A 20887-nucleotide genomic window follows, 5' to 3' on the forward strand; every position below is an offset into this window, starting at 1 on the left:
CGCCCATTTCAAGGAAAAGGCCCATGACGGCGCGCGGACGGGTCCAGGCAGTTCTGGGCCCCACGAATACGGGCAAGACCCATTACGCGATCGAGCGCATGCTCTCCCATCGCACCGGGGTCATCGGATTGCCCCTGAGGCTCCTGGCCCGGGAAGTCTATGACCGGATCGTCGCCAAGCGCGGCCCCTCCGTCGTCGCCCTGGTCACCGGCGAAGAGCGGATCGTGCCCGAGCGCACCCAGTACTGGGTCTGCACGGTCGAGGCGATGCCCGAAGGGCTGGGCGCCGATTTCGTGGCCATCGACGAGATCCAGCTTTGCGCCGATCCCGAGCGCGGCCATGTCTTCACCGACCGGCTGCTGCGCGCCCGCGGCTTCAAGGAAACGCTGTTCCTCGGCGCGTCGACCATGCGCGGCGCGATCGCCGCCCAGGTCCCCGAGGCGACCTTCCAGTCGCGCGAGCGCTTCTCCGAGCTGTCCTATACCGGCATGAAGAAGATCAGCCGGATGCCCGCGCGCTCGGCCATCGTCGGCTTCTCGGTTGATTCGGTCTACTCCATCGCCGAGGTGATCCGCCGCCTGAAGGGCGGGGCCGCCGTGGTGATGGGCGCGCTTTCGCCGCGCACCCGCAACGCGCAGGTGGAAATGTACCAGAACGGCGATGTCGACTACCTCGTCGCCACCGACGCGATCGGCATGGGGCTGAATCTCGACATCCGCCATGTCGCGTTTTCCTCGACGCACAAGTTCGACGGCCGCCGGATGCGTCCGCTGCAGCCCAACGAGCTGGCGCAGATCGCCGGGCGGGCCGGGCGGCATACCGAGGACGGCACGTTCGGCGTCACCGGCGAGGCGCGGCCGCTGCACGAGGAGCTGGCCCAGGCCATCGTCGACAACCGCTTCGCCCCGGTCACCAAGCTGCAATGGCGCAACTCGCGGCTGAATTTCGCCAATCTGGGCGGGCTTATCGCCTCGCTCGAGGAGCATACCAGCGACGAATGGCTGACCCGGGCGCGCGATGCGGACGACATCCTGGCGCTGAAATCGCTGGCCGCCTCGGTCGAGGTCCGCAACCGCGCGAACAACGCGAAGTCGATCCGGCTCCTGTGGGATGTCTGCCGGATCCCGGACTTCCGCGGCATCTCCGAGACCGAGCACGCGGCGCTGCTGGAGCGGCTCTACGAGTTCCTCCACGACCGCGGGCGAATCAGCGACGACTGGATGGCGGCGCAGGTCCGCCGCATCGACCGGACCGAAGGCGACATAGATGCGCTGTCGAAGAGATTGGCCTATATTCGCACTTGGACCTACGTGGCACAGCGCCAGGGCTGGCTGGATGACGAAAGCCATTGGCGCGAGGTGACTCGTTCTGTAGAAGACCGCCTGTCGGATGCGCTTCACGCGCGCTTGACCCAGAGATTTGTTGACCGGCGCACCAGCGTGCTCCTGCGGCGGTTGAAGGAAAAGGAGAGCCTTGTGGCTGAGGTGAATGACAAGGGCGAAGTGACCGTGGAAGGTCAGTTCGTCGGACGGCTCGAAGGGTTCCGCTTCAGCCAGGACAAGGCCGCAACGGCGGACGAGGCGAAGACCCTGCGCCAGGCGGCGGTGGCGGCGCTTGCGCCGGAATTCCATCTGCGCGCCGACCGGTTCTACAATGCGCCGGATACCGAACTCGACTTCACCGACCAGGGCGGTCTGATGTGGGGCGAGCATGCCGTCGGCAAGCTGGCCGTCGGGGCCGAGACGCTCAAGCCGCAGGTGAAGGCCTTCGTCGACGAGGAAGCCGGGGCGGAGGTCGCCCAGAAGGTGCAGCGCCGCCTGCAGCACTTCATCGACCGCAAGATCAACGCCGCCTTCGAGCCGCTGCTGGCCATGTCGCGCGACGAGGCGCTGAGCCCGGCGGCCCGCGGCTTCGCCTTCCGGCTGACCGAGGGGCAGGGGATCATCCCGCGCGACCAGATCGCCCAGGAGGTCAAGGCGCTCGACCAGGAGACCCGCGGCCAGCTGCGCAAGCACGGCGTGCGCTTCGGCCAGTTCACCATCTTCCTGCCGCTGCTGCTGAAGCCCGCGCCGACCCGCCTGCGGCTGGTGCTCTGGGCGCTCGACAGCAATCTCGACGATTTCCCCTCTGCGCCGCCGCCGGGCCTGGTCACCGTGCCGACCGACGAGCATGTGCCCGAGGGCTACCACCCGATGGCGGGCTACCGTCCGGCCGGCGTCCGCTCCATCCGCATCGACATGCTGGAGCGGCTGGCCGACCTCCTGCGCGCGCAGGACACCCGCGGCGGCTTCGAGGCGACGCCCGACATGCTGTCGATCACCGGCATGACGCTGGAGCAGTTCGCCGACCTGATGCAGGGGCTGGGCTACAAGGCCGAGCGGGGCGAGCGCCAGAAGGCGAAGCCCGCGCCCGCAGCGGCGGAAACGCCTGCAGCCGAAGCAGCGGCGGAAGTGGGTGCCGAAGAGGCGCCTGCCGAAGCGGCTGACGCAGCAGAGGCAGAGGCCGAAGCGCCGGCCGTCGAAGTGCAGGCCGCAGAAGCACCTGCCGAAGAAGCACCGGCCGAAGAGGCGTCCGCGCCCGAAGCAGAGACCGTCGCCGAGGCCGCACCCGCCGAGGCAGACGCCGAGGCTGCGGCAGACGCCGAGGCACCTGCAGAGGCTGACGCCGAGGCGGAGGCAGAGGCAGAGGCTCCTGTGGAAGCGGCAGCAGAGGCTGATGCCGAAGCGGCAGCGCCCGCAGAGGAAGACGCCGAGGTCGTGACCGAGGTGTTCTACACCTTCGCCTGGGCCCCGCGCCGCCGCGGCGGCGAGCGCAATGGCGGCCGCAAGAACTTCCGCGGCCAGTCCCAGGGCGGCGAAGGCGGCGGCAAGCGCGACGGCAAGCCGCGCAGCGAAGGCGGCGGCAAGCCCCGCGGCAAGGGCAAGCCCGGCGGCGGCAAGCGCGACTGGAACAAGGACGGTCCCCGCAAGGAGCAGGGCGCCAAGGTCTATTCCTCCAAGCCGCAGCGCAAGGAAAAGGCCATCGACCCCGACAACCCCTTCGCCGCTGCGCTGATGGGGCTGAAGGACAAGCGCTGACATGAGCGAGGACGCGCCGCGGCTGAGGGTCGATAAATGGCTCTGGCATGCGCGCTTCTTCAAGACCCGGGGACTGGCCGCAGAGGTCGCGTCCTCGGGCCAGCTCCGCCTCAACGGCACCCATGTGCGGAAATCCTCGCAGGTGGTGAAGCCCGGAGACACGCTGAGCTTTCCGCAGGGCAGCCGGCTTCGGGTGGTCAGGATCGCCGCCATCGGCACCCGCCGCGGCCCGGCCCCCGAGGCGCAGGCGCTCTACGAGGACCTGACGCCCGAGCAGCCGCGCGATCCGGCCGCACCGGCGGCAGGCGCGGCGCCGAGCCGCCGCGAGCGCGACCAGGCGCGCGCCCTCAAACGTTCCGCGCTTGAATGACCCGGGTCTAGGCCTTAAGGACCGACCTGATCAAACGAGAGAGTCCATGACCTACGTCGTCACCGAAAACTGTATCGCTTGCAAATACACCGACTGCGTCGAAGTCTGCCCCGTGGATTGCTTCTACGAGGGCGAGAACACGCTGGTCATCCATCCCGACGAATGCATCGACTGCGGCGTCTGCGAACCGGAATGCCCGGCTGACGCGATCCGCCCCGATACCGAGCCGGACATGGAGAAATGGGTGGAGTTCAACCGCAAGTACAGCGAGCTCTGGCCGGTCATCGTCGAGAAGAAGGACCCGATGCCCGACGCCGCCAAGCATGACGGCGAAGAGGGCAAGATGGAGAAGTACTTCTCCGAGGCGCCCGGCGAAGGCAGCTGAGAATCGCCAGTCCGGAAATTCCCTCTGGTTTGACCGCCGGAACGGTTCTATGAGGGATTCGGGGCAGGGGTCCGACGCGGAAGATGCGAAAAGGGCCTCGGGAACCGGCACAACCTGCATCCCCATGTCACTTTTCATGTGACATGGCGGGTATGTGGGTGCCGGGACTTTTTTTCTTGCCCAAATTTTGCTATACACCGCGACACAAATGAGTCCCGTCTCAAGCGGCCTGCACAATCGTGCGGTCGTTTTTTTGCCCTGTGGGTCCATGTTGCGGCGAGTGTTTTTGTGCCGGGAATGGGTCGCAGGGGGATTGGACGCTGGGGAAAGCCGAGGATTATACCGCGATGAGCAAAGCGAAGATGTCTGAATTCCGTCCGAACGACTACGTTGTGTACCCGGCCCACGGTGTGGGGCAGATCGTATCGATCGAGGAACAGGACATTGCCGGCATCACGCTGGAACTGTTCGTAATCTCTTTTGAAAAGGACAAGATGACCCTGCGTGTCCCGACGGCCAAGGCGGCCGAGGTCGGCATGCGTTCGCTCTCCAGCCCCGATGTCGTGACCAAGGCCATGGATACCCTCCGCGGGAAGGCCAAGGTGAAGCGGGCCATGTGGTCCCGCCGCGCACAGGAATACGAGCAGAAGATCAATTCCGGCGACCTGATCTCGATCGCCGAAGTCGTGCGCGACCTGCACCGTGCCGATGACCAGCGCGAGCAGTCCTATTCCGAGCGCCAGCTCTACGAGGCTGCGCTGGAGCGCCTGACCCGCGAAGTCGCGGCCGTGTCCGGCACCGACGAAGGCGCCGCGCAGAAGACCGTGGGCGAGGTCCTGGTCGGCCGCGCCGCCTGATCTTGTCGCTGACATAACAAAAATGAAGGGCCGTGCCGGAAGGTGCGGCCCTTTTGCGTTGCGCTCAGGGCAGGGGGGCGGCGAGCGTGCCCTCTGCGTCGATCGCCGAGACCACGGCGACGACGCGCCAGCCCTGTGGCCCCTGCTGCAGCACCGGCCCGCCGGAATTGCCGAAAGTCGCCTCGCAGTCGAGCCGCAGCACGCCCTGGCTGCCTTCTGGGCGGAAGCCGCAGCGCCCGGCATCGCTGAGTGCATGCGGCCGGTCCCAGCGGTAGCCGAGAAGCCGCACCGGCTGGCCGGGTTCGGGCGCGGCAAGGGGCAGGGGGGCGATCCCGTCCAGCGGCGCCTCCAGCGTCAGCAGCGCGCTGTCGGTCGCCACGCTCCGCGGCCCGCCGGGATCGGCCAGCGCGACCTTCCGCACCCGTCCCAGCGCCGCATAGCTGCCCCGCAGCCAGCCCGCGACGAAGCGCAGCTTTTCCGCCGGGATCATGTCGCCGCTGCCGTCGCGCAGGCAATGGGCGGCGGTCAGCACGGTATCGGGGGCGATCAGGGTCGCGGTGCACATGCGCAGCTGGCGGTAGCCCGCGGCATTGAGCCGTCCGATCGCGGTCCAGGCGGCATGGGCGCCGGGCGGCAGCATCTCGGGTCCCGCCAGGACCGGTCCCGCCGCCAGGGCGAGGCAGAGCGCGAGGCTAGTCCTTGTCCTTGCCGTCATTGGCGCGCAGCGTCTCGGCCTGGGCGATCAGCACCCGGACGAATTCGAAGAAGCAGGCGAAGAAGATGCCGCCCGCGCCCCAGACGGTGAAGAGCCAGGCCGGGATGCCCTCCAGATGCGGCGCGGCGAAGCTCCAGGCGCCGACCTCGACCGCCTTCATCGCGAAGACCGGCCCGACGACGCCGGCGGCCAGGCCGGTGACGGCGATCGCGAGGTCGCGCTTGACCAGCAGCATCGCCGCCATGATCCCGGCGCTGCCGGCGAGCATGGTCAGCGCGTCCTGCCAGTAGTGCTGCATCAGCCGCATCAGCCCGAAGGCGAGAGCGCAGATCAGCAGGAACTGCCCCAGCTCCTTGCCGAGGAGGGACAGGCGTTCGGACTGGGTGGTGGACATCGGGCTACTCGTCTCCGGCAACATGCGGGCAAGGGAAATGCGCTGCTCCCGCCCTAGCGCAGAACGGCGCCCGAGGTCCAGAAGCGGAAGCGCGCATCTTCATTCGACCAGCGCAGTGAGGATGCGCGAGCTGGCCTCCAGCGTCCGGTGCACCGGGCAGCGGTCGGCGATTTCCATCAGCTTCTGCCGCTGCGCCTCGCTCAGCGCGCCTTCCAGGCGGATCGTCCGCTTGAACTGGTCGATCTTCGAGGCGATCTCGGGCGTGGCGTCCTGGGCGTGCACCTTGTCATGGGTGACATCGACCGAGACATGGTCGAGCGGCCAGCCCTTGCGGCGGGCATACATGCGGATCGTCATCGAGGTGCAGGCGCCGAGCCCCGCGGCGAGGAAGCCGTAGGGCGACATGCCCTTGTTGGTGCCGCCATAGGCCATCGGCTCGTCGGCCAGCGCATGGTGGAAGGGCCCGTTGGTGACATCCTGCAGGAAGCCCTCGGCATCGGCCTCGGCGACGCGCACCACGCCCTCGGGCGCGCCGATCGGCGGGGCGGGCGGGCGCAGCCGGACCCGCGTCCCGGCCCAGGCGGCGATCACCTCGGCGGCGTATTCGGCATCGTCGGGATCGCTCAGCAGGTGGTCGGCATCATTGAGCGTGACGAAGCTCTTCGGGTGGCGGGCGGCGCGGAAGATGCGGGTGGCATTGTCGATGCCCACCACCTCGTCGCGCGGCGCATGCAGGATCAGCAGCGGCCGGCCCAGATGGCGGATCGCCGGGGCCAGCTCGGTCTCGGAGATGTCGCGCACGAAGCCCTGGCCGATCCGCACCGGCTTGCCGCCGAGCTGCACCTCGGCAGAGCCCGCCGCGGCGATTTCGGGCAGGGCCTCGGCGAAATTGCGCGTGACCATTGCCGGATCGAAGGGCGCGCCGATCGTCACCACCGCCCGGGCCGAGGGGATCTCGGCCGCCGCGCGCAGCACCGCCGAGCCGCCGAGCGAATGGCCGATCAGGAGGTCGGGCGCCATGCCGCGCGCCTCCAGCGCCCGGGCGGCGGCGGTGACATCGGCGATATTGCTGGTGAAGGTGGTGTTCTCGAACTCTCCGCCCGAATGGCCGAGCCCGGTGAAATCGAAGCGCAGCACCGCGATGCCCATTGCCGCCAGCCGCGCCGCGATCCGCCGCGCGCCGACGATGTCCTTGCCGCAGGTGAAGCAATGCGCGAACAGCGCCGTCGCCAGCCGCGGCCCGTCGGGCAAGTCGAGCCTGGCGGCCAGCTCGGTGCCGTCATGGCCGGGAAAGCTGAAGCGTTCGGGCACCATGTGCGACTCCTGTTGGCTTGGCTCAGGCGGGGATGGACCAGAGATGCCGCTCCGGGCCGGCAAACTCAAGCCTGCTGTAATCCATGACACGGGGCGGTGAAGCCCGGGGAGCGCAGTGACACGCGCCCGTTACAGCAGCGGGCTAGAGCACGGCGGATCGACAAGGAGAGAGAGAGCATGACCCTTCGCATCTTCGCCGCCTCTGCCGCGCTCTGCGCCGCGGCGGCCGCCGCTTCGGCCGGAACCGCCCCGGCGGCCTGGCTGGGCGAGACCCCGCATTTCGTCATGGTCGGCCGCGCCGGCGGGCACGATTTCGACATCCGCTACGACGACATCGCCGCGGCCCAGGGCGTCGCGGGCCTCGAGGCCAAGCGGGAATACCTGCAGGATGATGACGGCTTCCTCTACGGCGATTTCGAATTCACCCTGCAGGCGGTGATCGACGGGATCGAGAAGCAGATCGAGCTGGAATTCGAGAACCGCGACTTCGCGGGCTTCGCCCTGCCGGCCTCCTTCGAGCTGCAGGAGGGTGAATTCCCCGAGGGCCCCTATTCCAATGCCGAGGTGGAATTCGAATGGGAGGCCGACGGCGTCTCGGTCAATGGCGAGGTGGCGGGCTGGACCGGCCGGCTCGACATGGCGATGGACAGCGGAACGCCGGATGCGCAGGGGCTGAAGGGCGATGGGCTGGTCGCGGGCTACCTGGCGGCCGAGAAGGACGGCGAGACGCTGGCCGTCTCCTTCACCGTGCCGGTGACGGAGTTCGAAATTGAGGACTGAGGCGATTCTGGGCGCGCTGGCGGGGCTGGGCCTCGCCGCCGCAATCGCGGAACCGGCGGAGATCGCCGTCACCGCTTCGATGGAGACCGCGCCGGTCGCGGGCGATGCCGACGATCCGGCGATCTGGATCAGTCCGGCGGACCCGGCGGGGAGCCTGATCCTGGGCACCGACAAGACTCAGGGGCTTTTCGTCTTCGACCTCTCCGGGGCGGTGGTTGCCGATTTTCCGGACGGCAAGCTGAACAATGTCGACCTGCGGCCCTTCGAGCTGGGCGGGCGCGAGGTCTGGATCGCCGGGGCGACCAAGCGCGAGGATGACACGCTGGTCTTCTACGTGATCGACGCCGCGGGCCATGTCGAGCGTGCCGCGCCCTTCGCCTTTCCCGGCCATCCGGCCGGGATGGCGGACGAGGTCGACGACATCTACGGCTTCGCCATGCAGCGCCTGCCCGACGGGCGGGTGTTCGCCCTGGCCAACTACAAGTCGGGCCATGTCTTCCAGTGGCAGCTTCTCGACGAGGCGGGGCAGCTCGGCACCCGCCTGGCACGGCAGTGGCGCGTGCCGAGCCAGCCCGAAGGCATGGCCAGCGACGACCGCGCGGGCATGATCTATGTCGGCGAGGAGGATCACGGCATCTGGCGGCTCGACGGCGCGCCCGAGGCGGAGGCGGCGCCCGAGAAGGTCGTCTCCATCCCCTCGGCCTGCCTGCCGCGCGACGATGTCGAGGGGCTGGAGGTCTATGACGACGGCACCCGCCGCTATCTCGCGGCCTCGGCCCAGGGGATCCACCGCGTCGCGCTCTACGATCTGAACGCGCCGGACATGCCCTGCCGCGCGCTGGTCGAGATCGCCGCGGGCGCGGAGATCGACGGGGTCAGCGAGACCGACGGGCTGACCGTCACGCCGCATCCGCTGCCCGGCCATCCCGCCGGGGTGCTGGTGATGATGGATGACCAGAACGCCGGTTTCACCACCAATTTCAAGCTGGTGGACTGGGCGGAGATCGCCGCCGGGCTCGGCGACGACTGAGCGGCAGCCCGTTTTGCAGGCAGCGCGCCGGGGCCGCAGGGTCCGGGCGCGCTTTTCGCTTGGCGCGCCGCGCGGGCCGTGCTGCAGAGGGCCATGACGCAGACGCTTGCCTCCCCGATCCTGAACACGCTTCCCGCCGATCCGGCCGGGCTCTGGGCGAAGGCCAATGGCCTGCCCGGCATCTCGCCGCTTGGCGCCGCGCCCTGGCTCTGGGTGCTGGAGAATTACGCCGGCCAGATGGCCGAGCGCGAGCGGCTGATCCGCGAGACGCCCGAGCTGGTCATCGGCATGGTCCCCGGGGCGGAGTCGGCGGCGCAGGAGCTGCTCGACACCGTGCTGGCGGCGCTGGCGGATCATCCGGGCTTCCGCGTCGGCGCGGATGAGGTCGCCTGTCCGGACGGGCGTCTCGTGGCGCTCGACCGTGCCGCGCCGATGGCGACGGCGGGGCGGCTGGTGCAGGAGGATCTGTGCCTGATGCAGAAGCCCGAGGGCGCGGAAGAGCATCTGCTGAGCGCGGCGGCTCTGTGCTTTCCCGCGAACTGGACGCTGGCGGAGAAGCTGGGCCGGCCGATGCTGCGCATCCACAAGCCGGTCGATGTCTATGACGACGGCGTGGCGCGGCGGGTGCAGCGGCTGCTCGATGGGGTGCAGCCGGGCCGGGCGATCTGGCGGGCGAACCTGCACCGGGCGCAGGATCCGGCGCTGTTCCAGCCGCAGCTGGAGAAGAACAAGTGGCCCCGCCGGACCGGCGGCGATTTCGTCCGCTCCGAGCGCCAGGTGCTTCTGCGGCTGCCGCAGAGCCGCGGCGTCGTCTTCTCGATCCACACGCTGGTGCTGCGGCTCGCCGACATGCCCGAGCCCTGGCAGAGCACGCTGCGCGACCACTGAGCCGGGCCGGGCCCGCGGCTTCCACCTTGGGCGGATTTCCGACGCAGGCCGCCCGAGCACCAAGCCGCACCCTCATGCCTCGGGCTGCATCGAAAATCCTTCACCGTAGCGGACCCCCTTGCCGGTGGCCGGGCAGGCGGCTTTTTCCATGCGGCAAGGCGCTTGCCCGGTCTGCGCGGCGGCGGTCCCCCAGGGCGCGGGTGCCGTCCAGCGGCATGGAACGGCAGGCGCAGCATCTGTCGCCGGGGCAGGGTGACTGCGCGCTGATCGTTCTTCCGTTGGACATGGCCACGGGGCACGGGACGGCGGCAATCCCAGGGAAATGCGCAGCGCTTGTGGCGGAGCTGACCGGGGCGGTCGGGAGGCGGCCAGCGGCAGCGAACTCCGCCTGCCCGTGCCGGCGAAAGCGGAGGCTGCGTGCCCTCTCTGTCGCTGCAGACCCGTCTCCGGGGAAGGCGCCGCCGGTGGACGGGCCAGAGGGTCGGCGGGGCTGACGGGGAGCGATGGCCGGTTGCCGCGCGCTGGCTGCGCTGGAGGGCGGCGCAAAGAAAAAGGGCGCCCGGAGGCGCCCTTCCTGTCTGTCTGCGATCCGGAAGGGATCAGCAGCCGTAGTACATCTTGTACTCGATCGGGTGCGGGCAGTGTTCGAAGGCGTAGACCTCGTCCCACTTGAGCGCCAGGTAGCCCTCGATCTGGCCCTTGGTGAACACGTCGCCAGCCAGCAGGAACTCGTGATCGGCTTCGAGGCATTCCAGCGCTTCACGCAGCGAGGCGCAAACGGTGGGGATGCCTGCCAGCTCTTCGGGCTCCAGGTCGTAGAGGTCCTTGTCGGACGCTTCGCCCGGATGGATCTTGTTCTTGATGCCGTCGATGCCGGCCATCAGGAGCGCCGCGAAGGCCAGGTACGGGTTCGCGGAGGGGTCCGGGAAGCGGGCTTCGACGCGCTTCGCCTTCGGGGATTCCGCCCACGGAATACGCACGCAGCCCGAACGGTTCGACGCCGAGTAGGCGCGCAGCACCGGTGCCTCGAAGCCCGGGATCAGGCGCTTGTAGGAGTTGGTGGACGGGTTGGTGAAGGCGTTCAGCGTCTTGGCGTGCTTCAGGATGCCGCCGATGAAGTACAGCGCCTCGTCGGAGAGGTCGGCATACTTGTCGCCTGCGAAGAGCGGCTTGCCTTCCTTCCAGATCGACATGTTGACGTGCATGCCGGTGCCGTTGTCGCCGGAGATCGGCTTCGGCATGAAGGTCGCCGACTTGCCATAGGCCTGGGCGACGTTCTGGACGACGTACTTGTACTTCTGGATCTCGTCAGCCTGCTTGGTCAGGGTGCCGAAGATCAGGCCCAGCTCGTGTTGGCAGGACGCCACTTCGTGGTGGTGCTTGTCGACCTTCATGCCCATGCGCTTCATGGTCGAGAGCATCTCGGAGCGGATGTCCTGCGCGTCGTCGATCGGGTTGACCGGGAAATAGCCGCCCTTGACGCCCGGACGCATGCCGGTGTTGCCCATCTCGTACTCGGTGTCCGAGTTCCAGGCCGCGTCGACCGCGTCCACCTGGTAGGAGACCTTGTTCATGGAGACCGAGAAGCGGACATCGTCGAACAGGAAGAACTCGGCTTCCGGACCGAAATAGGCCGCGTCGCCGACGCCGGAGGATTTCAGGTAGGCCTCAGCCTTTTCCGCGGTGCCGCGCGGATCGCGGTCATAGGCGTCGCCGGTGTCGGGCTCGACGACCGAGCAGTGGATGCACACGGTCTTCTCGGCGTAGAACGGGTCCACATAGGCGGACTCGGTGTCGGGCATCAGCTTCATGTCGGACTGGTCGATCGACTTCCAGCCTGCGATGGAGGAGCCGTCGAACATGAAGCCCTCTTCCAGGAAGTCTTCATCGACCTGGTCGGCCATGACGGTGACGTGCTGCAGCTTGCCGCGCGGGTCGGTGAAACGGATATCGACATACTCGATACCCTCGTCCGCGATCATCTTGAGAACGGCTTCTTTACTCATTTGACCGTTTTCCCTTCTCTCTTACGGTTGTTCCGGTGGTTTCCGGGCTCAGAGGGCGGTTTCGCCGTCTTCGCCCGTACGAATGCGAATGGCTTGCTCGACGGGGCTGACGAAGATCTTGCCGTCGCCGATCTTCTTGGTGCGCGCCGCTTCCATGATGACGTTGATCGCGGTTTCGACCATATCGTCGGACAGCACGACTTCGACTTTTACTTTGGGAAGGAAATCAACAACATATTCCGCGCCGCGATAGAGCTCGGTATGGCCCTTCTGCCGGCCGAACCCCTTGACCTCGACGACGGAGAGACCTTGGACACCGTTTTCCTGAAGCGCCTCCTTAACTTCATCAAGCTTGAACGGCTTGATGATCGCTTCAATCTTCTTCATTCACCGACTCCTTCGCATCGTCTGGCGTTGCCTCGGACAGATCACTTTAAATGTGCCTTCACAATTGACTAGGGTCAGGCTGCCGCAGGATGGCCGGCTGCGGCAATCGACATGCTTAGAAAATAGGCACTGCGAGGCGAAAGTGGGCGAAATGAAAACTCGAGGATCCGGAGGGCCGGAGCAGGTGCTTGCAGCGGCCGAGATGCGCCAGCTGGAGCAGGCCGCCTTCGACAGCGGACGGGTCTCCAGCAGGGCGGCGATGGAGCGTGCCGGGCAGGGCGTGGCGGCCGAAATCCTGGCCCTGCGGCCGGAGCCGGGCCGGGCGCTGATTCTCTGCGGTCCGGGCAACAATGGCGGCGACGGCTACGTCATTGCCCGCCTTCTGCACGGCAATGGCTGGGATGTGACGGTCGCGGCGCTTGGCCGGAGGGAGGCGGCGGGCGCCGATGCGGCGGCCAACCGGGCGCTCTGGGAGGCGCTCGGACCGGTCGGGGATCTGCTGGAAATGCCGCTGCCCGAGGCGCCCGATGCGGTGGTCGACGCGCTCTTCGGGATCGGTCTCGGACGGGGAATCGGCGGGGCCCTGGCGGGGCGTTTCGAGGCGGTTTCGGCGCTTGCCCGGGCCTCCGGGGCGCTGCGCGTGGCGGTCGATCTGCCCTCCGGGCTGGATGCCGATAGCGGCCGGGCGGAGGGGGCGGTGCTGCCTGCGGATCTGACAGTGACGTTTCACTGCCGCAAGCCCGCGCATCAGCTCCGGGCGGACTTGTGCGGCACCGTGAAGGTGGTGGATATCGGGCTATGAACAGCTCCAACCAGGGGATTTCCCCGGCTCTGCTGGCACGGCTCGCGAAGCGGGGCGACCGGCACAAGTACGATTACGGCCATGCGCTCGTGCTGGCGGGCGGCGTCGGCCAGGGCGGCGCGGCGCGGCTGGCCGCGCGGGCGGCGCTGCGCGTGGGCGCCGGGCTCGTCACCCTTGCGCCGCCGCCTGCCGCGCTGATCGAGAATGCCGCCCAGCTGACCGCGATCATGCTGCGCCCGCTGCCGGATGCCGATGCGCTGCGCGGGCTCCTGGCCGATCCGCGGGTGAATTCGGTCTGCCTCGGTCCGGGTCTGGGCACCGGGCCGCGCACGCGCGAGATGGTGACGGCGGTGCTGAAGAGCGGCCGCTCGGCGGTGCTCGATGCCGATGCGCTGACGGTCTTCGCGGAAGATCCGCAGGCGCTTTTCTCGATGCTCCACCGGCGGGTGGTGCTGACGCCGCATATGGGGGAATTCGCGCGGCTCTTTCCCGGCGAGGCGCATGAGATGCGCAGTGCCAAGTCGCCGTTTGCGCATCGGCGGCTGCTCTTCCAGGCGGTCGAGCGGGCGCAGGCGGTGGTGCTGTTGAAAGGGACGGTGACGCGGATCGCCGATCCGGGCGGCGGCAGCGCCGAGCATTCCGCGACTGGCGAGCGGGCAGTGCCCTGGCTGGCGACGGCGGGGTCGGGGGACGTGCTGGCCGGGCTGGTCGCGGGGCTGCTGGCGCGCGGCTTCTCCGCGATGGAATCGGCCCAGCTCGGGGCCTGGCTTCATGCCGAAGCAGCGCTCCGGGTCGGGCCCGGGCTCATTGCCGAGGACCTTCCCGAAGCGCTGCCCGACGTGTTCCGGCTGATCGGGATCTGAGGGGGCTCACCTCGCCGGAACGGTTGCGGGGGCGTCTGCGATCCGCTCGAGGCTGGCGCTGTTGCCGCGCCAGATGTCGCCCTGGGCGGGGGCGGCGTCCTGCTGCGCGCTGGCGGCCAGCAGGGCGATTGCCACCAGTGCGGCAAAGCCGGTCGCGGCGGCGGCGGGAATGCGGAAGGGGCGGGCTTGGACGGGGGCGGAAAGGCTCTGTTCCATTGTCGTCATCTCCATGATTCTGGTCTGACCCGAAGATGGTCCTTCGCTCTCCATTATGGAAATGAATGTTTATGGTCCTTAGCATCACGGATGAAGATGAAAGTGCCGGGACTGCGTCTGCCGGAGCGCTGCGGGCGCATTTCGGTCTCGCATCCCTTCGGCGGCTTTGCTAAACCGCTCGCCACGCGGGTGTGGCGGAATTGGTAGACGCACCAGATTTAGGTTCTGGCGCCGCAAGGCGTGGGGGTTCGAGTCCCTTCACCCGCACCATATTGGAAACACTACAGAAAACAGCGTTCCGCAGTGTTCTAATTGGGGCCAGTCCACAAAAATTTCCCACTGTGTTTCCCACCTTCACGTTTCGTTTTCGTTCCGTTCCCGAGCTATCTGGGCGCGCTTGGACGCCCGGCGCTGGTCAGCCCGGCGCCGGTATTTCTGGACCATCTCCAGCGAGCGGTGCCCGGTGACGGCCTGGATGTCGGCATCGCTGCACCCGGCCCCGGCAAGCTGCTCGGCCGCGGTGTAGCGCCAGCCGTGCGGCACCAACCGGTCGGCGCCGTCCAGAACGCCGATGGCCTTCCGCACGGTCTCTATGGCCTCCTGCACCTGCCGCTTGCCCAGCGGCTGCGTCAGGTTCTTTGCGAGGATGAATTCGCCCTGCTTCGGAATATCGGCGAGGAACGCCCACAGCCGGGCCGGGCAATAGATCCACAGGTCAGCGCCCGTCTTCTCCTGGATGACGCGCACAAAGTCGCCGTCGAAGTCAGACCACTTCATCTTCACGCAGTCGCCAAGCCGCTGGCCGGTGCCGATCGCTAGTTCGAACGCGGTAAGGGCCACGGTGTTGCCGGTGCTGGCGGCGGCGCGCTCGAATGCCTTCAGCTTGGCCTCTGGCCATGCGCGATATTCCCCGCCCTTCAGCTTCTCGATCCCAACCACGGGGTTCCGCTCGATCCACTCCCTGTCCATCGCGTGTCTGCAGAGAATCGACAGCACGGCAACGCGCTCGTTGGCCTTGGACCACGTATCGGCGAGCGCATCGCGCGCGGCGATAGCATGCGCCCGGCGGAACGTGGTCATGTCCTTGCGCCCGTTCTTTTCGCGGATCGCCTCACAGTGCCGGCGGTAGTTCGCCCGCGTCCCGGCTCCTAGGGCCAGGAAAGCAGGGCTCAGGTAATAGCTCTGGATCAGCGCGTCCCATGTGGTCTTCGAAACGCGCTTCCGGCGGCCGGAGCGGGCCGACCAGTAGGCCTCCGTAAATTCCGGGGTGTCCGGGTCATCTGGCAGGCGGATGTATTTCTCCGCCCGCCTGAAATACCAGTAGGACCGGCCGTTGCGCTTCTTCTCGACCAGATAGGGCAGGTCTGGCTTCTTCACGGCTCGAACTCCTCGCTATCGGCGCCCGGCGGCTCCACAGCATCTTGCAGAGCCCTGACGCTCCACCTGTCGCAGCCCGGCGCCAGTCTCCGCGGCTGCGGCATGACGCCGGATTCTACCATCGCCAGAAACTCGGCCTTGGTCACGCCGATCATGCGCGCGGCCATTGCGTCGGTGACGGCGAGGTGTGGATGGGCGGTCATGACTGGTCCTCCACCAGCAACAGCACCACGCCGGTACTGACGCAGACATTCATCAGGCATGTGCTCAGCGCCTCGATAAAGAACGCGTCGCCAGTCACCACGGCATGCGATAGCACGAACGGCAGGAGCATCAGGATGACCGCAAGAGCCGCTGCGCTCCAGTAGAAGAGGCCGTGAGCGATGGTGCGCTTGAGCTTCGCCACGTCAGCCATCGATCTTCCCTTCCCTATTTGGCAAAAGCCCGTGCGAGACATAGGCGGTCAATCCCGCCGCCTCGACCCCAGCAGCGGTGACTGCAAATCCAGGATAGGAGCACGCCTCCGGGCCGACCGGGCGGAGCGTGCAGGCCAGTCCGCGAGCTACAAGCGCAGTCCAGACAGCAACATCTTTGTCCCCTGCCGCGAAGTAGTTTCGATACGCCCACCGCCGACCTGTGCGGCCCCTGCCGCCCCTGCCGGTCAATCCAAGAGCGTGCTTGATCACATGGTTTTCCGCCTCAGTCAGCATCCGCCTTGCCCTCCTTGGTTGGCGACATCGTTATGGTGGCGCTGGTCACCTCCGCCCTTGTTCCATCGGTCGAGATCTCAAGATGTGCATTCGCGCTCACTGCATCAAAGCCGTGCTTGCGTGCCAGAGCCTCGACCGCAAGCGCGGTCAGCTCATCGACCGTCAGGTGAAACGTCGTCGTCATTCTCACCCCTGGTCCTCCTTCGAATTGAGCAAGCTGGCCCGAACGCGCCGCTCGAAATCGGTCTGCCCAGCTCGCCGAGCTGCTGCCTGTGTTTCATAGCCGGGCGTGTGCCCGTAGGCTGTTCCCTGTGGATGTGTCAGGGTCCAGTCGCCGGGCTCTCCGGACACCATGTAGAACGTGTCTATACCGAATGCCGCGGCCCCGAGCTTCTGCCCATCCAGCGAAATCGGGCGCCATTGAGGTTGCGCACCTGCATCACTCCCCTCCTTCCTTGCCCGCCGCGCCGAGGGCCCGGAGCGCTGCGGCCTCTGCAGCGTGGTCATCTTGGGCAGCGGCTCTGTCCAGCCGGTCGATCTCCGCGGCGATCAACCTGGTCGGCTATGGCGGGAGCGGCGGGGCCGGGGCCTCCGGCACCAATACCGGTCAGTGGAATGGCGGGCCCGGCGGGAACGCCACCGGCGGCGACCTCAATGTCCGCGGCCAGAATGGCGGCATGGGCAAGGTCAATGCCGGGAACCCGGTCCCGACCGGCGGCGGCGGCGCGCCCGGCAGCCTGTTCCCCGGCACGCCCTGCCGCTTCATGAACCAGGACGGCTTCAGCGCCACCTCGCCCGGCGCGGGCGGGGCCGGGGCGATCGCGAACAGCGTCAATGACGACTTCGCGGGCGGCACCGGCGGCGACGGCCTGATCATCCTCATTCCCTATTTCTGACAGGAGGCCAGGACATGGCAATCACCACCCGGTCCGTCACGTTGACGGTCAACCGGCCCAGCGGCGTGCTCGCGGGCACGAAGTTCCGCTTCATCCTGCGCGGCACCGGCCTGACCGGCGACGGCAACCTGGTCACCAACGCGCCGGACTACGAGGAGACCGCGAGCAATGCCGCGGGGCTGATCTCGGCCGATCTCTGGCCGAATGACGCGGGCTCCTCGCCGACCTACTACGAGGTCCAGGAGTTCCAGGCCAAGGCGAACGGGAGCCAGCGCTGGGAGACGGTCGGCGCCATGCTGGTGCCGTCCTCGGGCGCCTCGACGATCGACGTGATGCTGCTCGACCAGCTGCCGGACAATGCCGAGCCGCATACCGTGCTGACCACGGCCCAGTACGACGCGCTGACCGCCTGACCGCGCTCGAGGTCGTGACGATCGAGGATCTGACCGTGGTGCCGTCCGCGGTGCAGGAGCTTGGCACCAGCGTCACGCCGGCGCTGTCCTGGACGTTCGGCGGCACCGCGGCCCCGGCCGAGCTGCGCATCAACGGCACGCTGCAGCCCGATCCGGAGGCGACGGACTACACCGCCCCGGCGGCGGTCAGCGTAACCACGTCCTATGTCGTCCGCGTCGATGACGCGCTCGGGCGCCAGGACAGCGACAGCGTGCAGCCCGCCTCGACCTTGAAGTCACGGCTCTGCGCGCTGTCTGGCAGGTCGAATGTGGCGGCCGGCCGTTCCAGAGTGACGGCAGCCTGACGCGGCGCTTCGAGCCGCACCATATGCCCGGTGCCACGATCGGCTGGCGCGACAGCCTGAAGATCGGCACGGCCGAGCGCGAGCAGCTCTTCCTCGAGGCCTATGACGCCGACCCCGACGCGGCCCTGCGGGCGACCAGCTGGGGCGGGCCGCAGATCATGGGGTTCAATGCGGCGGCGGCGGGGTTCTCCGACGCGGCCGGGATGGTCGCGGCCATGTCAGACCGAGAGATCGCGCACCTCGACGCCTTCCTGGCGTTCGTCGTGTCGAAGAGGCTGGTAGCGGCCCTGCGGGCGCGCGACTGGCGGGCGTTCGCCAAGGTCTACAATGGGTCCGGGCAGGTCGCTTTCTACGCCGTTCGGATGCAGAACGCCTATCGGGGATTCGTAGCGTAGTTGACGGGCGGGCTTCCTGGCCCGGCCTTTTTCGTGGCATGGAAGTGTTCCGCGTCTGTTCCGCGATTCGCCATGCCTCATTTCCTCCACGTTCTCTGCCGCTGCGGCCATTGGGGCTGGGTGCCGGTGCCGGATCCGGTCGGGCTGGACCGGGCCGCCCTTGTGGCGCGCCTGCGGTGCTCGCGGTGCCGGATCCGGTCGGGCTGGACCGGGCCGCCCTTGTGGCGCGCCTGCGGTGCTCGCGGTGCCGGGCCGCGGGGCATGTGACCGAAACCCGGCTCGCGTGGAGCGCGGGCGACGGGCTGAACCCCATGGCTGCGGCGTATGGGAGCGGTCAAGAGCAGGGAAGGTCGAGACACTGAAGTAGGTTGCAAGTGAGAATGAAGTTAGGCAACACTGGGATACCACAGTTTGCATCTCTAGATGCCTCACGACAGGAAAGGCCTTCTCAATCATGGAGAATGGAACACCTCAGCGTCCTAAGCTTTGGTTGCATGTTGGTCCAGCTAAAACGGGGTCCACAACCATACAGATGGCACTGCGCGACGCACGAAATAGCCTGCTGCCGATATCCTATCCTTATCCTCCGAAAAACCCCTACAATAGATCGAAGTTCGCGCATCATTTCCTGGCTTTTGCACTTCAGGCTGGGGATTTTGATTTTGTACGCTCTTATATCAAATCGCTGCCTGCTACAGAGACGATCATCAGCTCTGAAGTGTTTCAAAGGCTATCCGCTGAGATGCTAGGGCAATTGTCGAATGCGCTGTGCGGATACGATGTCTCTGTGGTTTACTATGCACGAGACCCGGTGGCGCGGGCCAACTCGCTGGCCCAGCAACTTATTAAGGCTGGTAAATGGACCTACGAGGAGTTGAGCGAGAAGCCGCCAATGCTCTCAGTCAGAGCAGACCTAACGAAGCTGGCCGGGGCCTTTGGTCATGATGCGTTGATAGTCAGAAAGTTTGACAAATCTGCTTTTGTTAATGGTGACCTTTTGGCGGACTTTGCAAGTGTCGTTGGTGTTGATGTGCCTTTGTCCTGCGATGAGAAAAATTCATCTATTACTTTAGAAACCGCAATTAGGATGGATGAGCATCGGAGAGACACCGGAGTTAAAGGTCTTCTTAGTGTCAAAGATTTTATGGTAGGGACAACAAAGTTTAGCCTTCCAGATAATGCCATTAAGAAGATTAAGGCCCACTCTTTGGATGATGTGATCTGGCTTTACGAGACCTTCGGAGTAGACCTGCGTGCGGCCGATGCTGCCTGACGCATTTCACCGGATCGCCATTCCAGGCGGGCCGGTTCGCGTTTCAGGGGGCGGGCTCCACGATGTCATCGCCGTTCCGCTCTTTCATCGGCTGATCCGCCGGACCGTTGGCGAAGACAACCAGATCGCCATCTCCGATGTCCCGCTGCGCCCGGCGGTCCCAGACGCGATGGATGAAGACCGGCCCACCGAATGCACGGAAGGCGGTCAGGAAGCGGTCATCTCGGAATCCGACGTAATGGACGCATCTTGTCATTTTGGCCCTCATCATCTGGCGCCCACGCGACCACGCGGCCAGGCACGCGATATGGATTATCAGCCCGCATCCATCCGGTGCTTTCGTATGGGCCTTCTAGGCCGTCTATGCCGCGGCCGAGAGGATCGAGACCGAGGCCGGGGCGCCGCTCAGTGCGCCATTCCGCCAGCCCCTCGAAGCTGACCTTCCCGTCATCGGGCTGCGTCCCCCAGACGGCACGCAGCCTCACGCGGCTCCCGTCCTTGGGTGCTGTTTCCATAGAACGCCAATCAACCATCGCTCCGCCCCTCCTTTATTGGCGGCCGTCCGCCTTGCCAGGCTATTACAAGCGCAGCGCGGCGCGAATATTCGTCCGGGCCGATGATGTGGACGGCCCAGAGGAAGCCCTCGCCGACGGCGGACAGGCGGTCGACCAGATCCTGGCCCTCGACCTCCTCCACCTCGATCAGCACGGGCGGATGCACGGTGCCCAGGATCGACAGCCGCACCGGGGCGCCGGCCGCGATGGCGGCGCGCTCCTCGGCCGATGGCTGCCACAGGCTCACCATGAGGTTGTCGCCGTCGCCTAATGGATGATCGTGGATTTGCAGCGGCTGGTATTCAGGCTGGGCCGTGGCCAGCACGCGGGTCGCGTTGGAGAGGGGGTGGGGGTTCATATCGTCGTCCTTTCCCAGTTCCCGTTTTCACGTTTCGTGCTTCAATGGTTCTGGGAAATTCTGTGGCCAAGCATTTGAAATCAAAGTAAGGCTACGCCGAAGGCCGTCTTGATTTAGCGCCCTTCCTCGTCTGCCATGATGCGTTCGATGACGTCGGGCTCGCAGCGCCCGTCGCGCAGGAACTCGCGGACTCCGCCTTCCCAGGTGCGGATGTCGGCAAGGAACTCCTGCAGGCTTTCGATGCCGCGGGCCGTGAAGGTCGTGATCCCGCTCTCGGTGCCGTCGTCGACCCAGATCATCTCGCCGTAATCGATGTTGTCGGAATTGGCGCTAATGACCTCGATGAGCTCGAGGTTCTCGCCGATCCGCCTGGCGACCTCGACGATGGAAAGGACCTGCGTGACGCGGGCCATCAGGCGGCCGCCGCGGAGCGGCCTTCCGGCCGGGTCCAGTTCCAGGGAAGCAGTTCGGGCAGCCGCGAGA

Annotated in this window: 27 protein-coding genes and 1 tRNA gene; 15 read left to right on the forward strand and 13 right to left on the reverse strand. The window is 66.8% G+C overall.

Annotated elements, in window-relative coordinates; genetic code table 11:
- Positions 1–23: 23 nt before the first annotated feature.
- The 4 genes from FGX59_RS23075 (at position 24) to FGX59_RS23090 (ending at position 4689) form a co-directional block, all read left to right on the forward strand.
- Positions 24–3077, forward strand: a complete 3054-nt coding sequence (locus FGX59_RS23075; protein ID WP_138469487.1) for a helicase-related protein — start codon at positions 24–26, stop codon at positions 3075–3077.
- A gap of 1 nt (position 3078) precedes the next feature.
- Positions 3079–3447, forward strand: coding sequence for an RNA-binding S4 domain-containing protein (locus FGX59_RS23080; RefSeq protein WP_138469488.1), 369 nt, complete (start codon positions 3079–3081; stop codon positions 3445–3447).
- A 46-nt stretch (positions 3448–3493) separates the two neighbouring features.
- On the forward strand, positions 3494–3832 hold the full coding sequence (gene fdxA, locus FGX59_RS23085; protein WP_138469489.1) for a ferredoxin FdxA: 339 nt from the start codon (positions 3494–3496) through the stop codon (positions 3830–3832).
- Between the two features lie 347 nt (positions 3833–4179).
- The gene (locus FGX59_RS23090) at positions 4180–4689 is read left to right on the forward strand and encodes a CarD family transcriptional regulator (protein ID WP_138469490.1); all 510 of its coding nucleotides are present in this window, start codon (positions 4180–4182) and stop codon (positions 4687–4689) included.
- A 64-nt stretch (positions 4690–4753) separates the two neighbouring features.
- On the opposite strand, the gene FGX59_RS23095 is transcribed toward FGX59_RS23090, so the two are convergent.
- From FGX59_RS23095 to FGX59_RS23105, 3 genes are all read right to left on the reverse strand, one after another.
- Positions 4754–5404 (reverse strand): serine protease, encoded by a 651-nt coding sequence (locus FGX59_RS23095; RefSeq protein WP_138469491.1) that lies wholly within the window; start codon positions 5402–5404, stop codon positions 4754–4756.
- Entirely contained in the window at positions 5382–5798 is a 417-nt protein-coding gene (locus FGX59_RS23100) for a hypothetical protein (RefSeq protein WP_138469492.1), read from the reverse strand. Before FGX59_RS23100 ends, FGX59_RS23095 begins: the two co-directional genes overlap by 23 nt.
- A gap of 99 nt (positions 5799–5897) precedes the next feature.
- Entirely contained in the window at positions 5898–7112 is a 1215-nt protein-coding gene (locus FGX59_RS23105; RefSeq protein ID WP_138469493.1) for a bifunctional alpha/beta hydrolase/OsmC family protein, read from the reverse strand.
- Between the two features lie 177 nt (positions 7113–7289).
- On the opposite strand from FGX59_RS23105, the gene FGX59_RS23110 reads away from it, so the two are divergent.
- From FGX59_RS23110 to FGX59_RS23120, 3 genes are all read left to right on the forward strand, one after another.
- The gene (locus tag FGX59_RS23110; RefSeq protein ID WP_138469494.1) at positions 7290–7892 is read left to right on the forward strand and encodes a hypothetical protein; all 603 of its coding nucleotides are present in this window, start codon (positions 7290–7292) and stop codon (positions 7890–7892) included.
- A complete protein-coding gene (locus FGX59_RS23115) occupies positions 7882–8922 on the forward strand; it encodes a phytase (RefSeq protein WP_138469495.1) in 1041 nt (346 codons plus the stop codon). Before FGX59_RS23110 ends, FGX59_RS23115 begins: the two co-directional genes overlap by 11 nt.
- Positions 8923–9015: 93 nt before the next feature.
- Positions 9016–9810 carry a DUF3445 domain-containing protein gene (locus FGX59_RS23120; RefSeq protein ID WP_138469496.1) on the forward strand — a complete coding sequence of 265 codons (795 nt, stop codon included), beginning with the start codon at positions 9016–9018 and terminating at the stop codon, positions 9808–9810.
- Positions 9811–10409: 599 nt separating this feature from the next.
- Here the strand turns inward: FGX59_RS23120 and glnA are convergent.
- Positions 10410–11816 carry a type I glutamate--ammonia ligase gene (glnA, locus tag FGX59_RS23125; RefSeq protein WP_138469497.1) on the reverse strand — a complete coding sequence of 469 codons (1407 nt, stop codon included), beginning with the start codon at positions 11814–11816 and terminating at the stop codon, positions 10410–10412.
- A gap of 48 nt (positions 11817–11864) precedes the next feature.
- Positions 11865–12203 (reverse strand): P-II family nitrogen regulator, encoded by a 339-nt coding sequence (locus FGX59_RS23130; RefSeq protein ID WP_108258133.1) that lies wholly within the window; start codon positions 12201–12203, stop codon positions 11865–11867.
- A 184-nt stretch (positions 12204–12387) separates the two neighbouring features.
- Here FGX59_RS23130 and FGX59_RS39765 point away from each other — a divergent pair, with 184 nt between their 5' ends.
- The gene (locus tag FGX59_RS39765; RefSeq protein WP_171060792.1) at positions 12388–13005 is read left to right on the forward strand and encodes an NAD(P)H-hydrate epimerase; all 618 of its coding nucleotides are present in this window, start codon (positions 12388–12390) and stop codon (positions 13003–13005) included.
- A complete protein-coding gene (locus FGX59_RS39770; protein ID WP_138469499.1) occupies positions 13002–13868 on the forward strand; it encodes an NAD(P)H-hydrate dehydratase in 867 nt (288 codons plus the stop codon). The genes FGX59_RS39765 and FGX59_RS39770 overlap by 4 nt, the downstream gene beginning before the upstream one ends.
- Positions 13869–13874: 6 nt before the next feature.
- Here the strand turns inward: FGX59_RS39770 and FGX59_RS23145 are convergent, their stop codons facing one another.
- The gene (locus tag FGX59_RS23145) at positions 13875–14084 is read right to left on the reverse strand and encodes a hypothetical protein (protein ID WP_138469500.1); all 210 of its coding nucleotides are present in this window, start codon (positions 14082–14084) and stop codon (positions 13875–13877) included.
- A gap of 185 nt (positions 14085–14269) precedes the next feature.
- Between FGX59_RS23145 and FGX59_RS23150 the strand changes: the two genes are divergently transcribed.
- A tRNA-Leu gene (locus tag FGX59_RS23150) sits at positions 14270–14354 on the forward strand.
- An 84-nt stretch (positions 14355–14438) separates the two neighbouring features.
- On the opposite strand, the gene xerC is transcribed toward FGX59_RS23150, so the two are convergent.
- From xerC to FGX59_RS23170, 4 genes are all read right to left on the reverse strand, one after another.
- Positions 14439–15461, reverse strand: coding sequence for a tyrosine recombinase XerC (gene xerC / locus FGX59_RS23155; RefSeq protein WP_138469501.1), 1023 nt, complete (start codon positions 15459–15461; stop codon positions 14439–14441).
- Positions 15458–15664 carry an AlpA family transcriptional regulator gene (locus FGX59_RS23160; protein WP_138469502.1) on the reverse strand — a complete coding sequence of 69 codons (207 nt, stop codon included), beginning with the start codon at positions 15662–15664 and terminating at the stop codon, positions 15458–15460. The genes xerC and FGX59_RS23160 overlap by 4 nt, the downstream gene beginning before the upstream one ends.
- Complete coding sequence (locus tag FGX59_RS23165; protein ID WP_138469503.1) at positions 15661–15876, reverse strand: hypothetical protein; 216 nt, start codon at positions 15874–15876, stop codon at positions 15661–15663. The genes FGX59_RS23160 and FGX59_RS23165 overlap by 4 nt, the downstream gene beginning before the upstream one ends.
- 284 nt (positions 15877–16160) lie before the next feature.
- Entirely contained in the window at positions 16161–16355 is a 195-nt protein-coding gene (locus FGX59_RS23170) for a hypothetical protein (RefSeq protein ID WP_138469504.1), read from the reverse strand.
- Positions 16356–16848: 493 nt separating this feature from the next.
- On the opposite strand from FGX59_RS23170, the gene FGX59_RS23175 reads away from it, so the two are divergent.
- The 5 genes from FGX59_RS23175 to FGX59_RS23195 all read left to right on the forward strand — a co-directional run bounded on the left by FGX59_RS23175 (position 16849) and on the right by FGX59_RS23195 (position 19492).
- Positions 16849–17067, forward strand: coding sequence for a hypothetical protein (locus FGX59_RS23175; protein WP_138469505.1), 219 nt, complete (start codon positions 16849–16851; stop codon positions 17065–17067).
- 14 nt (positions 17068–17081) lie between these two features.
- Complete coding sequence (locus tag FGX59_RS23180) at positions 17082–17480, forward strand: hypothetical protein (RefSeq protein ID WP_138469506.1); 399 nt, start codon at positions 17082–17084, stop codon at positions 17478–17480.
- A 14-nt stretch (positions 17481–17494) separates the two neighbouring features.
- A complete protein-coding gene (locus FGX59_RS23185) occupies positions 17495–17824 on the forward strand; it encodes a hypothetical protein (protein ID WP_138469507.1) in 330 nt (109 codons plus the stop codon).
- Positions 17764–18219: an N-acetylmuramidase domain-containing protein gene (locus tag FGX59_RS23190; protein WP_138469508.1), complete on the forward strand. Its 456-nt coding sequence runs from the start codon at positions 17764–17766 to the stop codon at positions 18217–18219. The genes FGX59_RS23185 and FGX59_RS23190 overlap by 61 nt, the downstream gene beginning before the upstream one ends.
- 532 nt (positions 18220–18751) lie before the next feature.
- The gene (locus FGX59_RS23195) at positions 18752–19492 is read left to right on the forward strand and encodes a hypothetical protein (protein ID WP_138469509.1); all 741 of its coding nucleotides are present in this window, start codon (positions 18752–18754) and stop codon (positions 19490–19492) included.
- 43 nt (positions 19493–19535) lie between these two features.
- Here FGX59_RS23195 and FGX59_RS23200 read toward each other — a convergent pair whose 3' ends face one another.
- From FGX59_RS23200 to FGX59_RS23210, 3 genes are all read right to left on the reverse strand, one after another.
- Complete coding sequence (locus tag FGX59_RS23200; protein ID WP_138469510.1) at positions 19536–19748, reverse strand: hypothetical protein; 213 nt, start codon at positions 19746–19748, stop codon at positions 19536–19538.
- A 269-nt stretch (positions 19749–20017) separates the two neighbouring features.
- Complete coding sequence (locus FGX59_RS23205) at positions 20018–20404, reverse strand: hypothetical protein (RefSeq protein ID WP_138469511.1); 387 nt, start codon at positions 20402–20404, stop codon at positions 20018–20020.
- A 113-nt stretch (positions 20405–20517) separates the two neighbouring features.
- Positions 20518–20887: hypothetical protein (locus FGX59_RS23210; RefSeq protein WP_206078414.1), on the reverse strand; the 370-nt coding region annotated here is incomplete at its 5' end.

It is taken from the genome of Poseidonocella sp. HB161398 (genome assembly GCF_005870025.1).
GTDB lineage: Bacteria > Pseudomonadota > Alphaproteobacteria > Rhodobacterales > Rhodobacteraceae > Mangrovicoccus.

Coding starts and splice junctions, on each gene's coding strand:
- FGX59_RS23075 (WP_138469487.1), top strand. CDS start 24: ATGACGGCGCGCGGACGGGTCCAGGCAGTTCTGGGCCCCACGAATACG.
- FGX59_RS23080 (WP_138469488.1), top strand. CDS start 3,079: ATGAGCGAGGACGCGCCGCGGCTGAGGGTCGATAAATGGCTCTGGCAT.
- fdxA (WP_138469489.1), top strand. CDS start 3,494: ATGACCTACGTCGTCACCGAAAACTGTATCGCTTGCAAATACACCGAC.
- FGX59_RS23090 (WP_138469490.1), top strand. CDS start 4,180: ATGAGCAAAGCGAAGATGTCTGAATTCCGTCCGAACGACTACGTTGTG.
- FGX59_RS23095 (WP_138469491.1), bottom strand. CDS start 5,404: ATGACGGCAAGGACAAGGACTAGCCTCGCGCTCTGCCTCGCCCTGGCG.
- FGX59_RS23100 (WP_138469492.1), bottom strand. CDS start 5,798: ATGTCCACCACCCAGTCCGAACGCCTGTCCCTCCTCGGCAAGGAGCTG.
- FGX59_RS23105 (WP_138469493.1), bottom strand. CDS start 7,112: ATGGTGCCCGAACGCTTCAGCTTTCCCGGCCATGACGGCACCGAGCTG.
- FGX59_RS23110 (WP_138469494.1), top strand. CDS start 7,290: ATGACCCTTCGCATCTTCGCCGCCTCTGCCGCGCTCTGCGCCGCGGCG.
- FGX59_RS23120 (WP_138469496.1), top strand. CDS start 9,016: ATGACGCAGACGCTTGCCTCCCCGATCCTGAACACGCTTCCCGCCGAT.
- glnA (WP_138469497.1), bottom strand. CDS start 11,816: ATGAGTAAAGAAGCCGTTCTCAAGATGATCGCGGACGAGGGTATCGAG.
- FGX59_RS23130 (WP_108258133.1), bottom strand. CDS start 12,203: ATGAAGAAGATTGAAGCGATCATCAAGCCGTTCAAGCTTGATGAAGTT.
- FGX59_RS39770 (WP_138469499.1), top strand. CDS start 13,002: ATGAACAGCTCCAACCAGGGGATTTCCCCGGCTCTGCTGGCACGGCTC.
- FGX59_RS23145 (WP_138469500.1), bottom strand. CDS start 14,084: ATGGAACAGAGCCTTTCCGCCCCCGTCCAAGCCCGCCCCTTCCGCATT.
- FGX59_RS23160 (WP_138469502.1), bottom strand. CDS start 15,664: ATGACCGCCCATCCACACCTCGCCGTCACCGACGCAATGGCCGCGCGC.
- FGX59_RS23165 (WP_138469503.1), bottom strand. CDS start 15,876: ATGGCTGACGTGGCGAAGCTCAAGCGCACCATCGCTCACGGCCTCTTC.
- FGX59_RS23170 (WP_138469504.1), bottom strand. CDS start 16,355: ATGACGACGACGTTTCACCTGACGGTCGATGAGCTGACCGCGCTTGCG.
- FGX59_RS23175 (WP_138469505.1), top strand. CDS start 16,849: ATGGGCAAGGTCAATGCCGGGAACCCGGTCCCGACCGGCGGCGGCGGC.
- FGX59_RS23180 (WP_138469506.1), top strand. CDS start 17,082: ATGGCAATCACCACCCGGTCCGTCACGTTGACGGTCAACCGGCCCAGC.
- FGX59_RS23195 (WP_138469509.1), top strand. CDS start 18,752: ATGGCACTGCGCGACGCACGAAATAGCCTGCTGCCGATATCCTATCCT.
- FGX59_RS23200 (WP_138469510.1), bottom strand. CDS start 19,748: ATGACAAGATGCGTCCATTACGTCGGATTCCGAGATGACCGCTTCCTG.
- FGX59_RS23205 (WP_138469511.1), bottom strand. CDS start 20,404: ATGAACCCCCACCCCCTCTCCAACGCGACCCGCGTGCTGGCCACGGCC.